Consider the following 15434-nt stretch of genomic DNA (forward strand, 5'->3'; position numbering starts at 1 on the left):
CACAAAAAGATTGACAGTTGCGCTTTCAACTGTAAAAATAATCTTATTCATTTATTTAAAATGCGCAAATCAGGGCAAATCACTAAGGTTTTAATTTTAAATCTTCTGTGAAACTGCAAGCTCATAATCTTTTGTATTTTTCTCAAGCCATACTAGCTTGTGGGCTAATCGTGGCAATCGTTAATATCCTTCTAATCTCATTCAATGGCTTCCATCAAAGAGCAGCAAGAAATAAACTTATGCAACTCTTTCTAGAGGGTGGACAGGTCATAGAGGATGACAAATCAGTTTCAACGAATGCAAAGGCTGTTTCGTCGGTACCAACATCCTATTCTGCATCTCACTCCTCTCAGACGGCCAATTCATTGTCTTTGGAATTAAGGGTTGGTCTGATTAGCCAGAGTCCACCAATACAAATCAATGTAAAGGGTTCAGGGTTTTGTAAATTCGACTCTGGGAGGATGATTAATGAGTATACTCTAAATAACATGTTGAAGATAAAGAACAAGCAGATTGCTGATATCAAATGTGTTGCCACAGACAGTAGCGGCATCGATGTTAACAATCAGACTTATAGATCTAAAGTTTATTTAGTTAACCGTGGCAATGGTTGGATTGCAGTTAACCAACTATCGCTTGAGGATTATGTCGCTTCTGTTGTTGGTGCTGAAATGCCCAGTCTTTGGAATATGGAGGCACTTAAGGCCCAGGCGGTTGCTGCACGTTCTTATGCGCTTGCCCATATCGCAAGACCTGCGAACAAGGATTTCCATCTGGGTGACACCACACGTTGGCAGGCATATCGAGGGATTTCAAGCCAAACATCACGCTCTACGCAAGCAACTCAAGCCACCAAAGGAATTGTTCTTCGTTACAAGGGAGGAATTGTTGAAAGCCTTTATGCATCAACGGCAGATATCAGTTTGCAAGCTCATGGCCACCTAGGAGCGAGCATGAGCCAGCATGGGGCCCAGCAATTGGCACGTCGTGGTTTGAAGTTCAATGAAATTCTTGCTAGGTATTACACAGGTGCTTCCTTAGCCAAACTACAGAGCCGTGGCAGTTGAGCATTACTGGGATCAGGCGCTTGAACGCAGCACTGCAGCACAATTAAATGGTGCTCTGGTACCTCTAAGCACCGAGCTCAGCAGAATTCCTGCACGACAAGGAGACCCCTTTGAACTGCGCAAGCTAAAAGGACCACCGCCATCTCATCTCGTAGCCAGAGGTCCCAAACCAAACCCGTTTTTGCCTTGGGACCCAAGGTTGGAGGTTAGTAAAATTGGCATGAGACATGTGCTAATTCTCAACAAATATCCTGTTCAAAAGGGTCACATGTTGTTGATCACACGTGAATGGGCTCCTCAGCATGGCTGGCTTAGTTGTCATGACTGGGAGGCACTGCTAAGTGTAGATCAAGACACCAAGGGGCTTTGGTTTTTTAATAGTTCTCCAGCGGCTGGAGCTAGCCAACCTCACAGACACTTGCAATTTCTAAGACGAAGCGATAACGATCGCAGTTGTCCTCGACAGGAATGGTTTCAATCATTATTGAAGGCATCACCCAAGAAAAGCTGTCCACTCACTCAATGCTGTGCTGCAACAGCTAGAGCAGAGAATCATGAATCTGAAATTCATTATCAAGATTATCTAACGCTTTGCGAACAGATTGGACTTGGTAATCCGAAAGAGAATCAACATCCAAGACAACCATACAATTTGCTGCTCACGAAGGAATGGATCGCACTGATTCTTAGAAGTCGAGAGGGAATCGCAGGCTTCAGCATTAATGCTCTTGGATTTGCCGGTTACCTTCTATCCACAGAAACATCTGATCTAGCCTGGCTTAATCGTCATGGGCCTGAGGCCTTGTTGGAAGGCGTGGTCAAGACGATTCCGTGATTTTACGGTTGTGCTGCAGGGCAATTACATGGATCGCTAGAGGGACAGGCGATGTCTAAACGACCGCTTTTCACTTCCGATTCAAATGATGAATGACAAACTCAAACGTCGAAATAAACAGATCGAAGAACATCTGCAACTCGTGAGGCCAATTGCACTTCACTACGCTTTTCGTACTGGACAGGACAAAGAGGACCTCACTCAGGTCGGAATGTTAGGCCTAATTCGAGCGGCACAATTTTTTCAAAGCAGCAAGTCAGTACCATTTGCTGCATTTGCAAAACCGCATATACGCGGTGCCATCCTTCACTACCTCAGGGATAGCTTGGGACCAGTCAAAATACCTAGGCGAATAGAGGAACGAGCTCAGGCACTTCTCAGAGATTCAACCTGGGTGGACAGTGCCAGTTTTTTTGAAAAGCTCAGTGCTGTCGACAGGTCAGCCATAGAGAGCTACAAGCAGAAGGGGCGCTGGTACCCACTCGATCATCAGTTCATAACAGCTGATAAAGATCAGTGGAGTGAACTGGTCGACAAGGAACGCAATCAAATGCTTATGAATGCTCTAGAGAGGCTCGATTGCCAAGAGTTTGCGGTGGTTGATCACGTAGTCCTCAGAGGAGAAAGCCTTCGCAGTACAGCCAGTTACCTGGGGATCAGCTGCATGACCGTACAAAGACGTGTGAAGCGAGCCCTTCGGCGACTGGCTGATGATTGCGCTGAGCCGTCTCCTGACGCGGTTTCCCCTCTCAGGAAGCAGGCTTTTGATCCCTCTGGATCTGTTGCTCCAAGGTCTCTATAGCGGCTTTCACTGCAGACAGCCGACGCTCTAGACCATCACGCAGGAAAAGAAGCATTTCAAGCTTCCTATTCTGATAATGACGGCGACGGTCTGCCGAGTCAACATTTGAGGGGAGACAAAAGGGAGAGAACATGCCGTTCCTACAGGTGGGTGAATCTTCGCGAAATTCTGCCAAGAGTGCGTATTTTGTCTTTCTTGGCAGTGTTGGCTGATGTGACTAGGTTTGAATTGCCCGAGTTTCTCTATGCGCTCGCTGCTCAACGTAACAAATCCATCCGGATCAAAGGTGTCACCAAAGATCTCATTACTAGTCTCATTAAGTCTCTCAACTCTTGCCTGTGAGATTGCTTTCGCAAAACCGTCCTGGTCGTACGTGCCCTTAATGGCTGGACAGTCAGCACGTCCTCTCAATGGAAGCTTTAATAAAGTTCCCGTTCTCCACTCCAACCAGCCGGAGACAGTTGTTGGCTCAGGAATACTCGTGAATACAGCTCCAGGTTCAGCAGTAGTCGTCCGTACAGGTCAACAATTAAGAAATGCAGAATTTACTTTTGACGGCAAGTTCGGGATTCATATTCATCATAAGTATTATCCTCGCGACCGCCGTAAACTTGGCAACATCCGTCAACGTGGATTGCTTACTATTGCAGCAATAGCAAACAATCCAACAGATTCATCAATCGAACTTAAATTTGATCGAGGTTCAGTTAAAAATAGTTTTGAGGCTCCATACCATTCGAATAAACTTATGGGTGTAAAGCCACTGGGGCCACGTCCATGGAATACAGGACCGGGGGATGCAACAGCTGTACAGATGCTGAGAGGTAAATTGGACAGAAAGTTAGTAGATAATATTGTCATTCCACCTCACACTCAAAAACTTGTATTCACAACACAAATACCTGCAAGAGGGATTGCCAACGGACTGCTTAGTGGGACTAGCAACGGACCTTTTCAATTAGCTGTGGTTGCTGCAGAGGGGCCAACATCAGAAAAGGATCTGATCGCTATTCTTAATTCCGGACGATTGGCGCCAGGACGTACTTATCTTAATAGAATCAGTGAGATACAAACTGGCAAGGTTTTTTCGCGTGTAGCAGGAGTAGCAATTGGTGATCACTATACAGCGAAACTAAATCATGACCTTAAGGATGGTGCTCTTCATGTACCACTTACCAGTACTCGCAAACATCATTTTGGTACAAAAGAGATCCAGGTCAACCCTCTGGAAACTCGTATGATTGATTCGGCCGTAAATAATGTAGGCACGTACGGGGTACGTTTTGATATCACCCTGAATCTAAAAGGCTCAGGTGCTCATCATTTAGTTTTAAGCCACCCTGCAGCAACAGGCAAAAAGAAACCATTCACGGCATTTCGTGGTTCAATCGGAATCAAAACTGAGAATAAATACAAAGAAGTTCATGTAGGTCTACGCTCAGGACAAAGTCTTCCTATATCAGACCTAGAACTGACAACAAAAAAGGATAATCCTGTTACTATTAGTTTAGTCTATCCTGCAGATAATACACCTGGGCACTTACTAAGTGTTGTTCCAGTTGCAGAGTATACTCAGGTTATGCAAAAGCAAGAAAAAGTAAACCAAGCAAAGCTGCCAGTGACAGCACGTAAGAATTACCAAGCCAAACCATTAACTCCTAAGCCTATAGTGAAAGCTAAAATTGTTGAAATTACTAAGAATTCGTTGAAACAAAGACATCATGATACTTACAAATCGATCACAAACAAAAAGCAACTATTAGCGAATGAATCCTATGATCACAATTCTCCGGTCAGCATGCCACCAATACTCATTTCCAGTCCTAGTAGAAATAATGCTATGCCATCAGCAATGATCAATTCGCAAAGAGTTAATTCGAGCCTTAGCAAACACTACACCGAAGCCATAAAGGCACAACAGCAATGGTTGCATCAAATGCAAAACTAATAGGCTACCTACAGTTGTTCGGGTTCAAGTGAAAGCGTCCGAAGACAATTCGAGGCGACGGATTACCGTTGAACTACCAAATCATCTAATCGCAAGACTTGATGAACTTAAAAGGGAATGGGGGTTAAGAGCACGAGGTGATCTTTTAGCACGTTTACTTGAAGAACTGTTTACCCCTCAAGAGAATGATCTAGATGATCAACAGGCTGGAGGACTATTTCAAATAAATGAACCAGATCCACTCGAAAACGATGATAGTGGATCATTGTCTAGATCTTTACCGCCCGAATACAATGAGACAAAAGCACTGGTATTAATAGGGCGGGGATCGAATGATAGAGGTGAATCTGGCTTCAAGGCAGAGGAAAACAAGGTAGAAAGTAGTCATGAAGTTAAGACTACACATTCAGTTGGGATTGATTTGCCAGGCTTTGTGCGTAAACAAACGAATAATCTTCGAGAAAGTCTTGGCAACAACAAACCAGGCAACAGTTCGAGGGACTTGCCCTTAGTTACAACAGTTGCTGAGACAGATGTGATTGAAAGTCTTAATGCCGCAAATCGACACTGGATTTCACTATATGGCAATCCCCCAGGGGAGACTGTCGTTGAAGCTGCAATGATCTGGTTGGCGAGGGACATATGGCTTCATGTCGATGGCACTGATGGACGGCCGTTCACATGGAGTGCCGCAAATCGACTGATGACGGAACTCTGTTCAAGTTGGAAGGTGAAACCGGCGACCTTTGAGCTTGTGATGGTGGTTGCTGGAATTTTGGAAGATCCGTTTGCCTGCAAGAGCCTTTCAGAGAGAATGCCCACACTGATCCGCAGATTTGTCAATCGCTTTAAACGGAGTCGTCAGGTCACCTCTTTCCAAACACTTGAATCAACAATGACACTTCATGGAGCACTCAAACTTCTCAAACTGCCATCTCTTGCAGGTGCACCAATGACACTTTCTACCATTCGAGAGGCCTACAAATTACAGGCCATAACCATCCACCCGGACGCAGGAGGTTCAACAGAGGCAATGAGAAGGCTTAATGAAGCATATCAATTGCTTAAAGAGCTCTACCGCGAGAAACCAGATCAGTCTCTATAGTCTAATTAATGGCTCAAGATTAGTCTATTAGTGAGAACCAAATGATACTTAGTAGGTTGGCATGGAGAATCTTTTGGCTGCGTTCGCTGACTTCAAACAACAAACGAAATAAATGGGCAGAAATGTCTCTATAGGAGAAAAGTTAAAACTGCCAAGGAGTTGCGGCTAAGTCATGAGCAAACTAATCCCAAGAGTAAAGTATAAGACCAGCAAAGAGACTACTGATAAGACTAAGGCGAGATCAAATAGAGAAGGGTAGGGGTTATTGTTGTTGTTATCAGTGAAAGAATTAATATCCTCAGATTCAATATTCGCTAATACCTCGAACGGTAAGTCGAATTTATTGAAAAACCCCGTTTATTTGTGCTCAAGGAGAACTTCATCATCGGTCCATGCTGCGTCCAAAGGCCGATCTACCTATCATAAAAGCTTACTGTAAGGGACTTTATAGCCTTGCGTAACTGCATTTTACACAGGTACGCAAGATTTTTTGTTTTTTAGCTCCCGCCCATGGTGTTAAGTGGGGAGCAAAGAAGCTAACCGCTCAATAATCGGGCAACTGGAGGGGCTATTTCACGACTCTAAGGCCCAAAGACTCCTCCTAGTCATATAAGTCTAGCGATAAGACTAATCAAGCGTCGCATACTATACCCATGAGACACATGAAATCAATCACTTATCTTTCAATAGACTAACAGTAAGACTAGCATCAAGTCTCATGCGAAACTTCTGAGGCAAAGGTCCTAACGGAAATGTCAAATCTATTCAACCCGTCATCAAGATTGCATGCCCTGTTCAGTGGATTGCCATACCCGAGCCATAATGATTTTTTCGATCCTGAATTGGCCAGCAATTGGCGATATGCTCAAAAAGCAAAATCTCAATTGATATCGTGAACAGTGCTTATGAAATCCACTAAATTCATGACAAAAGCCTGGCTGAAAACAACTCTTCGTTGTGAAGTGTCAGTTTTTCGCTAATGGTTATCGAGAATAAGACTTGAGAGTATGCTCCTGAACAAAATCCACCTTTGTTCCGTTTGAATTTAATCGTTAGTGCTCAGACTCATGAATATGGTGCTCACTCTAAGCAATCTATAATGCATTAGCATCCGAACACTTGAAAGGCTCCTAGATCTGACTAAGATTATGTATCCCAAACCCAATACCACATATCTGGATATTTACAATTTATTTATAGACAGTGTTGACTTTATTGTTATGTCTAATCAATAGGAACACTTGTTATGACTAGCTCTACAAACTCAAGTTTGACATCAACTCCAACCCCAGGTGATAAGGTTGAGATCACATGCGTAGATTTAGATCGTCATGGTAATGGACTGGCGCGATGGAACAATTGGGTTGTGATAGTCAATGACCTTCTGCCTGGTGAACGAGCACAAATAGAGTTTGTGAGACGACATCGAAACCAGTTTTTAGCCCGAAAGGTTCAATCAATTGAGACAGTTTCAAGTCGCAGACATCCCCCATGCAAAATCGCCAAAGAATGTGGAGGTTGCACAATACAACACCTTAATGATCATGGACAAAGCTTATTAAAGCAAAGTCATCTACGGGAAATACTTCTACGTTTAGGTCAATTTGATCATAAAATAGAACCAATCATGACTGATTATACTAGAGCTCTCGGATATCGAAATAGAGCCTTAATTCCCCTCTATCGCAATAGAGAAGGACAGTTACTTATGGGTTATTACCGACGCGGCAGTCACCAAATTATTGATCTCAATCGATGTCCGGTACTGGACCGAGGCATCGATCAATATCTGGCTTGGATCAAAGATGATCTTCAACAGCAGAATTGGCCGGCAGATTCAGACCTATCTTCTGGGGAAGGACTCCGTCATCTAGGCATTCGTATTGGCCAAAAAACAAGACAAGTGTTGATCACACTGGTAAGTAGTACCACTGAACTCTACGGCCTACATCAACAAGCCAACGAATGGTATACGCGTTGGCCGGAAGTAAAAGGAATAACTTTAAATATCCAACGACAGAAAAACAATCTTATTCTTGGTCAAGAAACTATATTGCTTGCTGGTGATCTTTATATTGAGGAGCATTTTTGTAATCTCTCCTTATTGCTTTCTACCACAACATTTTTTCAAGTAAACACTATTCAGGCAGAACGTATAGTCTTAAAATTACTTGAATGGCTGTCCACTACTTTACCTGAAATCAATATAATTGACGCATATTGTGGAATTGGCACAATTTCTCTCCCCATCGCAGCAGCTGGATATAACGTAATAGGTCTTGAACTTCATGCAGAAGCTATTGCTCAAGCAAAGAAAAATGCCTTGCTGAATAGTCTTGATAATGCTTCGTTTTTGTGCGGTGATGTTTCCTTGTTACTGGCCAAAATACTTCAACATCATGATGTGTTAGTGCTGGATCCACCGCGTAAAGGTTTAGATCATATGGTGATTAAAACAATCCTTTCAGTTCGACCAGAGAGAGTGGCATATCTTAGTTGTGACCCTGCCACATTGGCTCGTGACCTCAAGCAATTGATAGTACCAAATGGACCCTATCAGATTGATCAATTACAACCAATTGATTTCTTCCCTCAAACAATGCATATCGAATGTCTGGCACTGTTAATTCGTATTAGCTCCTGAGCTCTGCAGAAAACTGCTTTACAAGTGCCTGACGTACCTTCTCGTGAATCGGGTTGACCCGGTCTTCACTAAGAGTGCTGTCTTTACTCCGATAACGCAACCTGAACGCTTGACTGCAAGAGTCATGATCAAGCTGTCCACCCTCAAAACGATCAATCAGCTCTACATGCTCTAGAAGCGGTTTTCCAGCTTTTCTGATGGCTTGGATCAAATCTGAACAACTACATTCCTTTGAAACGATCACAGCTAAATCAAGTTCCATTGCTGGAACTGTCGGGAATGGTCGGAAGATAGGGTTCCATCGATTAGATCGTGTCGCAGCTTGAATGATGCACTGCAAGTCCAACGCGAATAGATAGGTTGCTTCAGGTAGATCAAGACGTTCCGATAGTTCTGGATGAAGCTGCCCAAAATCCCCGAGCAGTTTGCCTTCGACAAATAACTCTGCAGACCGTCCAGGATGAAGTGAAGGATTGTCCTTGATGGGACGGTCGTTAATGTCCAACTTCAACCCTTGAAAGACTTGGGAAAGCTGACCGCGTGCCTGGTGATATGTCATTGACTTGATCTTGCCGCTTGTACTCCATCGTTCAAACCTTCGCTCTGCACAGATCACGCCAGCAAGAACAGCGCGTTGGTTGATGAGCTCGTCAGTGACTGTATAGACATTGCCTATTTCATATAACCAACAACCAGGCTGCGATGACTGGAGGTTACGTTGGCAAATACGTAGATGCTCCTCCCAAAGATTGGTACGCAGGTGGCTGGTCTCAACCAATAAAGGGTTGCTAATTGCAATTCGTTGTGGTTCATCACTGTCAGCACCCACTAGCGACAAGGTGGTAACTTCCTGCAATCCTGCTCCGCACAACATCTGCCTTAATCGCCGTTCAGCTGTTTGAGCAGTCGTTAGCCCACCAGGTTCAAGCGGATCTGGCAGGTTGGCCTCAAAACGATCAAAGCCAACAAGGCGAGACACCTCTTCGATCAAATCAACCTCTCGCGAGAGATCTCTACGGCGTGATGGTGGAACTATGACCAACCACCCTTCGTTATAAGGAGACAACTCGCATCCGAGAGCAAGCAGCGAAGTCTCGACAATGTCGTCTTCTAGATACCTATTGTCATTCTCATCAGCTATTGGTCCGAGTAAGCGATGGATAGCTTCGCGGCGAAGTTTTACCGGCTCAGCAGTTTTTAGGGGCTCACCATATACCCAACATCCATTTGATTTAATGCCTAGATGTTCCTCCATTAGTGTCACAGCTCGACGCGCTGATGCCAAAGTCATTTCAACAGGCAACCCTTTCTCAAAGCGACTGCTTGCATCGGTCCTCAAGCCAACAGCTCGGCAGGTCGTTCTCACGGCCGTTGGGGTAAACATTGCAGATTCCAGCCATACTCGCCTTGTCTTTGCAGACACGCCGCTTTCAGCACTACCGATAACACCCGCAAGCGCTATAGGAATGTCATGGCAGGTGACGATCTGGCAATTTTCGTTCAGTGCAAGTTGATGTCCATCTAGGCCATTAAAAACTTCATTGTTTCTTGCTTGTCGAAGGCCAAAAGATTCTGCGGAAACTGTTTGACCTGTGATCAATTCGAGAGCATCAATATCAAATGCATGCAATGGCTGGCCTTGCTCCAACATCACCAGATTTGTAATATCAACAACACCATTCACTGATTTCAATCCTGAACGCTCCAAGCGTTGTTTTAACCAGGCAGGAGAAGTTAATCCACCATCTACATTCTCTAAGGCGGTTAAGCCATAAAGACCACCCTTCAGCATGGACACAGAACTGGTGGAATCAGGCTTGAAAGATTTATGGATTGGGGCCATATCAAGTTGCGGAAGCTGCAGGATTGCACCTGTTAAAGCAGCGACTTCCCTTGCGATACCAACCATCGACATTCCATCGGGGCGATTGGCTGTGATTGCCAACTCAAGCACTGTGTCATCGAGTCCGAGCAGAGGAGCTACAGGCTGGCCGAGCTCTGGAACGTTTTCAGCGATCTCTTCAAGGATGGCTATTCCATCACCATTTGATTCCAGTCCTAATTCCGATAGAGAGCAGATCATTCCTTGACTTGGCACCCCCCGAAGCTCACTGGCTTTGATCTTGATTCCAACTGCTGGGAGGGTTGCACCAACCATGGCAACAGGTACGTGTATACCAAGCCGAACATTTGGAGCCCCACAGACAATCTGAAGACATTCACCCGACCCAACATCCACCTGACAGACGCTGAGTTTGTCTGCATTGGGGTGGGGTTGATGGTCATTCACCAACCCAACGACCACGCCATCGGCACGGCTGGCTAAATCATCAATAGCCTCAACCTCAAATCCAGCCATCGACAGGCCTTCGGCGAGGTTCTCGACGGTCTCATTCAGCTGTACTAGATCCTGCAGCCAGGAGAGAGAAACCCGCATGGATCAGCAAGAGGCCGCAAGAGATCTTACGAAGCAAGCGAACGAAGGCGTCAAGTCATGTGAGGCTGCCCTGTAGGATCTTAGTTCTTCACTACGCTTCGCATCTGCGGCGCAACGTCCTTTATGGCCAAAAACAAGGGCGTCCGGATCGTGATCACTCTTGAGTGCAACGAATGCCGGTCCAATCCCGCCATCGACAAGCGGTCTCACGGGGTGTCCCGATACACCACCGAAAAGAACCGCCGAAACACCACTGAACGGCTGGAAATCAAGAAATTCTGCCGTTACTGCAACAAGTCAACAACTCACAAAGAGATCAAATGACTTTGCAGTCACGAAAAGCACACCAGCGTTCTTAAATCATGTCCAGTTCATTTTTTAAAAAGCGGCTGTCGCCAATTAAGCCTGGCGATCCCATCGACTACAAGGATGTTGATCTCCTCAAGAAGTTCATTACTGACCGTGGCAAGATCCTGCCTAGACGCCTTACAGGTCTAACGTCTAAGCAACAACGTGACCTTACTAATGCTGTAAAACGTGCACGTATTATTGCACTTTTGCCATTTGTTAATCCAGAAGGCTGATTGCAACAGCTTTGACGCCTTCTCTACAGCAAGGTGATTTAGTTGGCTTTGTTTTAAAAGGTCAACCACAAATTGGCCTGCTAACTTCCTTGAAGGGCAGCCGAGCAATCGTAAGCGTTGCAGGAACACGGCGAGAACAACAGCTGGCCAGTCGAGAGCTGTCCGTTCTAAAGCAAAAACACAACATGGTAGAGGTGGAGACATCTCTACCCACAATGAGTGAGGTCCGTAACCTTAGTCTTAATTCACGCGATTTAATTGCTGGTTGGCGATTGCTCGAAGGCGAAAGGCGTAAAAGTAAGACTTCACCAACAGCACTCAAAATTACAGAACTAGCTGATTTACTCCTTAATAAAGATGATCCTATCCATCTCGCAGCATTGTGGTTTTGGCTTAATAGCGACCAACCATTATTTCGAGTTCGACGTGACCACATGGTTGAAGCACGTCAACTTATTGATCTGCGCCGCATCCGCCAGCTGCGCCGCAAGCAACAATCTCGAGTGCAGCAACGCCTAGATTCTCTTGCATTGCTGATAGCAGATACACCTCTGAGCAAAGATCAGTGGCAGGATTTACCCTCGGATCTTCAGTTAACTATCAAACGTTTAATCGAGTTGGCTGACGGTCCAGAGGATGCTTTTTTAACAGATGAGCAAGCTCTTGAGCTGATTAAAGATTTAAAGTTGGGTCGATCGCTGAGCGACCTCCGTTATTGGTTGATCAAGAAAGGCTGGCGCGATCCACACGATCTAACAACTCTCAAAGGCAGTATCTGGACAAAAAGCTTTGAAGGGAGTGTACAAGATCAAGCGGACCAATTACTCAATAAGTTTGAGCAACTATCTTTCGCAAGCGATGATAGTCGTCTTGATTTGAGTGATTTAAGAACCTACACCCTCGACGATCATCAAACTCAGGAAATTGATGATGCAATCTCTTTGCAGTGTGTTGATCAAGACAACTGGATTTGGATCCATATCGCCGATCCGGCAAGACTTATTCCTGTTGACAGCCCCTTAGATCTTGAGGCTCGTGCAAGAGCAACCAGCCTCTACTTGGCTGATGGCCTAAGACCCATGCTGCCATTGAGTGTTGCCGCTGAAGTTCTCAGTCTTAAAGCTGGCCGTCGCTGTGCAGCGTTGAGTGTTGCTGTGGTTCTAGACCAATCAGGATGTATAGCCGACACTCGTGTTTGTCGCACTTGGATTCGCCCCTGCTATCGACTTACTTATGAGGATGGGGATGAATTGATTGAGCTTGCGCCTCCTGGCGATGAAGATCTTTCAACACTCGCAAGCCTGCTCAAAAAACGTCAATTATGGCGTGAGCGACAAGGTGCACTGCTGCTTGAACAATCTGAAGGGCGATTCAAAGTCAAGGATGATCAGCCTGAGCTTCATGTTGTTGAGTCATCTCCAGCCAGACGGCTAGTAAGCGAAGCCATGATCCTGATGGGTACTGTTATTGCTGAATTTGGAAAGCGTCAAAACCTTGCTCTGCCCTATCGCAGCCAGCCTCCAACTCAACTACCCAGTGCAACTGACTTATCACAGTTGATTGAAGGACCTGTCCGACATGCCGCGATCAAGCGTTGCCTTAGCCGAGGTGTCCTTGGTACTCGTCCGATGGCTCATTTCAGTCTTGGCCTCTCTGCCTACGTACAAGCCAGTTCGCCGATCCGTCGCTATGCAGATTTACTTGCCCATCGACAGGTGGTGGCTCACTTAGGAGGCTCAGTTCCATTAAGCGAGCACGCTCTCATGGTGCAGTTGGATGCACTTGAAGACCCTCTTCGCCAAGCACAGCAAATCCAACGCGAAGACCAGCGACACTGGCAAAAGGTGTGGTTTTTAAAACATCGCCATGAACAATGGCCAGCCCTATTTCTGCGCTGGTTGAGGCCACAAGATCAGATTGCACTTGTGCATGTGGAATGCCTGGCTATGGATCTTGCCTGCAAGCTCAACGGTTTGATCGACCCTATTCCAGGTCTTGCATTGATCATGACAGTTCTTGCAATTGATCCATTGACTGATCAAATTGAATTGGTCGCCAAGTAGCTTCTCAAAGCAAAGAAACAAAAAACAAACTACCAAAAGCTGCTATTAATCTAAAATGCGAATCAACCTCAGCCATGGTCCCCATGGATTAGCAACTGCTAGTAGGTTTACATTTTGCTGGTCTTTACATGATTCCAGCCACCGCTTTAATGCCGGCTCCAGTGTTATTAGTCGCCAGGATTTAAACTTGGTGTCAAGAGAGAATGTCTGATCAGAATGAATACGAAGGTAGCCTGAAAACTTTTTCACATGTTTATTGAGTGGTGTTTGATCTGGCAGTGGCATTTCTCCTACATTTGCTTTAAGATTAAAACCTTCAATCACGCTATGGTTGCTGAGGCACTCTGGTTGCGCCAAAACAAATTTCTGTGCATTACGCCAGTGAGGATGCCATGCAGGCCAATCCCAAATTGGAACAATAGCGGCTGGGGCATAAATATCATGCAATAGTTCATGCTGTATTTCTGAAATATCAACTTCTGCTGGTTGAAGCCTCTTTTTCAAGGCTATAGCTGCTGCCATTCCAGCAGCCTGGCCAAGATTGAAAATCATTGGCTGTAATCGAGTTGCACCATTGGCTATATGACTCACACTAAAAGCCTTATCAGCTATCAGAATATTCTCCACTTCGCTACTCAGTAGTGCCCCGTAAGGAATGCAGAATGGAGTACCTGTCCATCTCCCACCCCATCTACAACTTTTTGAGGCTAAGGGCCAATCTTTACCAGGATAATGATGATCATTAGCGTAAGTCCCTACAGCAATACTGGTGCAACGTCCCTTTTTATCTAAAGGGATTGGTCCTCGGGCTGCACCAGAGGCTAATGGCAGAAGATCTCCTTCCACTAAGGTGTATTGACCTTTAAGGCGTCGACCTTCACGCCAGTAGGGCATCAATGCCAGGCTTTGATTGATCCCTGGAAACACCTTGCCAGGATTAAGCCAACCCTCACTAACTGTTTGAAGAGCTTGTAGGAATGACAAGCTATGCAGCTGCATTTCTGCAGCAAGCTGGTTTTTAATTTTGACGTCTGAGCTGCGTATACGCTCCAAGCCTTTATGCCAGTCGTTTCCATGAAGGGGCCAGTTGAGCATTACTAAACCGCCTGGAAGGCGGCCATAGGTAACGGTGCGCTCAAAACCAAACGCCTGAGTTGCACCTTCGAATGGTCGAGGCAAGAACCCTGGTGATGAAGGTGATTGTGCATGTTGATCGAGTTGACCCATCACGACCCAAGTAGGGGATTGAACAGGCTGGCTGGCAAAGAATGGATCGGAATTCAATTGTTTTGCCGAAGGGGCGCTTGGCTCATTCCAGAGTTCTTGTGATTCCCAACCCCAACGGTGAGAAATGTCTGCGAGTGAAAAGCTGTCGCCTAAATCACTTCCATCAATGAATAAGTCGAAGCGCAGTTGATGCTGTCGCCCTTCAAGCTCCAGCTCAAGCAAAACAAGGCGATCTCCCTCACGTAACAGTGATTTGAGCTGAACGTCAGACCACCATTCGAGATTGGGGAGATCGACAACCCAGCTCCGCAAAACCTCTTCTGCGCGAGCGGGATTAAAACCAAAGCAACTCACCCAGTTCTGATCCAGTCCATCCTTTTCAACTTTGGCGATGTCTTGAAGGAAGGCCCCCCACAAGCCTGTCTGCCAGCAACTGAGTTCATGGCCGTCTGGAGCCGAAACGCCTGCTGCACTGACCATTCCACCCAGCCACGTGCCTGGTGTTAACAGCAGAGTTCTAATTCCATGTCGAGCAGCTTGTACGGCTGAGGCGACGCCTCCTGTGCCTCCACCCCAGACCACCAAGGGCACCTGCGTAGTGGAACAAGTTTTGGTCGCAGACACTGTCATCCCAAAACATAATCATCTTTGCCAGAAAGCAATTGAGCTTCATAACAAAGGTTGCTTAAACAACGCTGGCGAGGCGTAACAAATTGTTCATA

General features: G+C 45.7%; 11 protein-coding genes. 9 read left to right on the plus strand and 2 right to left on the minus strand.

Annotation, left to right across the window (positions count from 1 at the left end):
• The first annotated feature begins 107 nt into the window (after positions 1–107).
• The 6 genes from PMIT1303_RS06460 (at position 108) to rlmD (ending at position 8401) form a co-directional block, all read left to right on the plus strand.
• On the plus strand, positions 108–1067 hold the full coding sequence (locus PMIT1303_RS06460; protein WP_231901367.1) for a SpoIID/LytB domain-containing protein: 960 nt from the start codon (positions 108–110) through the stop codon (positions 1065–1067).
• Positions 1057–1902, plus strand: coding sequence for an ATP adenylyltransferase (locus tag PMIT1303_RS06465; RefSeq protein WP_063398018.1), 846 nt, complete (start codon positions 1057–1059; stop codon positions 1900–1902). The genes PMIT1303_RS06460 and PMIT1303_RS06465 overlap by 11 nt, the downstream gene beginning before the upstream one ends.
• Positions 1903–1987: 85 nt before the next feature.
• Positions 1988–2704: a sigma-70 family RNA polymerase sigma factor gene (locus PMIT1303_RS06470; RefSeq protein ID WP_082824454.1), complete on the plus strand. Its 717-nt coding sequence runs from the start codon at positions 1988–1990 to the stop codon at positions 2702–2704.
• A gap of 244 nt (positions 2705–2948) precedes the next feature.
• On the plus strand, positions 2949–4652 hold the full coding sequence (locus tag PMIT1303_RS06475; protein WP_063398020.1) for a DUF3370 domain-containing protein: 1704 nt from the start codon (positions 2949–2951) through the stop codon (positions 4650–4652).
• A 28-nt stretch (positions 4653–4680) separates the two neighbouring features.
• A complete protein-coding gene (locus PMIT1303_RS06480; RefSeq protein ID WP_063398021.1) occupies positions 4681–5757 on the plus strand; it encodes a J domain-containing protein in 1077 nt (358 codons plus the stop codon).
• A gap of 1246 nt (positions 5758–7003) precedes the next feature.
• A complete protein-coding gene (gene rlmD / locus PMIT1303_RS06485) occupies positions 7004–8401 on the plus strand; it encodes a 23S rRNA (uracil(1939)-C(5))-methyltransferase RlmD (protein ID WP_063398022.1) in 1398 nt (465 codons plus the stop codon).
• On the opposite strand, the gene pheT is transcribed toward rlmD, so the two are convergent.
• Positions 8391–10838, minus strand: a complete 2448-nt coding sequence (gene pheT, locus PMIT1303_RS06490; protein WP_063398023.1) for a phenylalanine--tRNA ligase subunit beta — start codon at positions 10836–10838, stop codon at positions 8391–8393. The two genes, rlmD and pheT, sit on opposite strands and share 11 nt — an antisense overlap.
• Before the next feature lie 123 nt (positions 10839–10961).
• On the opposite strand from pheT, the gene rpmG reads away from it, so the two are divergent.
• From rpmG to PMIT1303_RS06500, 3 genes are read left to right on the plus strand one after another with little or no spacing between them, the layout of a single operon-like run.
• On the plus strand, positions 10962–11162 hold the full coding sequence (gene rpmG, locus PMIT1303_RS12830) for a 50S ribosomal protein L33 (protein ID WP_011826119.1): 201 nt from the start codon (positions 10962–10964) through the stop codon (positions 11160–11162).
• Between the two features lie 38 nt (positions 11163–11200).
• The gene (rpsR, locus tag PMIT1303_RS06495) at positions 11201–11422 is read left to right on the plus strand and encodes a 30S ribosomal protein S18 (RefSeq protein WP_011130118.1); all 222 of its coding nucleotides are present in this window, start codon (positions 11201–11203) and stop codon (positions 11420–11422) included.
• 11 nt (positions 11423–11433) lie between these two features.
• Positions 11434–13485 (plus strand): ribonuclease catalytic domain-containing protein, encoded by a 2052-nt coding sequence (locus PMIT1303_RS06500; protein WP_063398024.1) that lies wholly within the window; start codon positions 11434–11436, stop codon positions 13483–13485.
• 45 nt (positions 13486–13530) lie between these two features.
• Here the strand turns inward: PMIT1303_RS06500 and PMIT1303_RS06505 are convergent, their stop codons facing one another.
• Positions 13531–15342 (minus strand): FAD-dependent oxidoreductase, encoded by a 1812-nt coding sequence (locus tag PMIT1303_RS06505; protein WP_063398025.1) that lies wholly within the window; start codon positions 15340–15342, stop codon positions 13531–13533.
• Positions 15343–15434 lie beyond the last annotated feature (92 nt).

The organism is Prochlorococcus sp. MIT 1303 (genome assembly GCF_001631965.1).
GTDB classification, from domain to species: Bacteria; Cyanobacteriota; Cyanobacteriia; order PCC-6307; family Cyanobiaceae; genus Prochlorococcus; species Prochlorococcus marinus_D.

What these genes read in the sequence shown, in the direction of transcription:
- pheT (WP_063398023.1), bottom strand. Translation starts at nt 10,838, where the DNA reads ATGCGGGTTTCTCTCTCCTGGCTGCAGGATCTAGTACAGCTGAATGAG.
- rpsR (WP_011130118.1), top strand. Translation starts at nt 11,201, where the DNA reads ATGTCCAGTTCATTTTTTAAAAAGCGGCTGTCGCCAATTAAGCCTGGC.
- PMIT1303_RS06470 (WP_082824454.1), top strand. Translation starts at nt 1,988, where the DNA reads ATGATGAATGACAAACTCAAACGTCGAAATAAACAGATCGAAGAACAT.
- rpmG (WP_011826119.1), top strand. Translation starts at nt 10,962, where the DNA reads ATGGCCAAAAACAAGGGCGTCCGGATCGTGATCACTCTTGAGTGCAAC.
- PMIT1303_RS06475 (WP_063398020.1), top strand. Translation starts at nt 2,949, where the DNA reads ATGCGCTCGCTGCTCAACGTAACAAATCCATCCGGATCAAAGGTGTCA.
- PMIT1303_RS06505 (WP_063398025.1), bottom strand. Translation starts at nt 15,342, where the DNA reads ATGACAGTGTCTGCGACCAAAACTTGTTCCACTACGCAGGTGCCCTTG.
- rlmD (WP_063398022.1), top strand. Translation starts at nt 7,004, where the DNA reads ATGACTAGCTCTACAAACTCAAGTTTGACATCAACTCCAACCCCAGGT.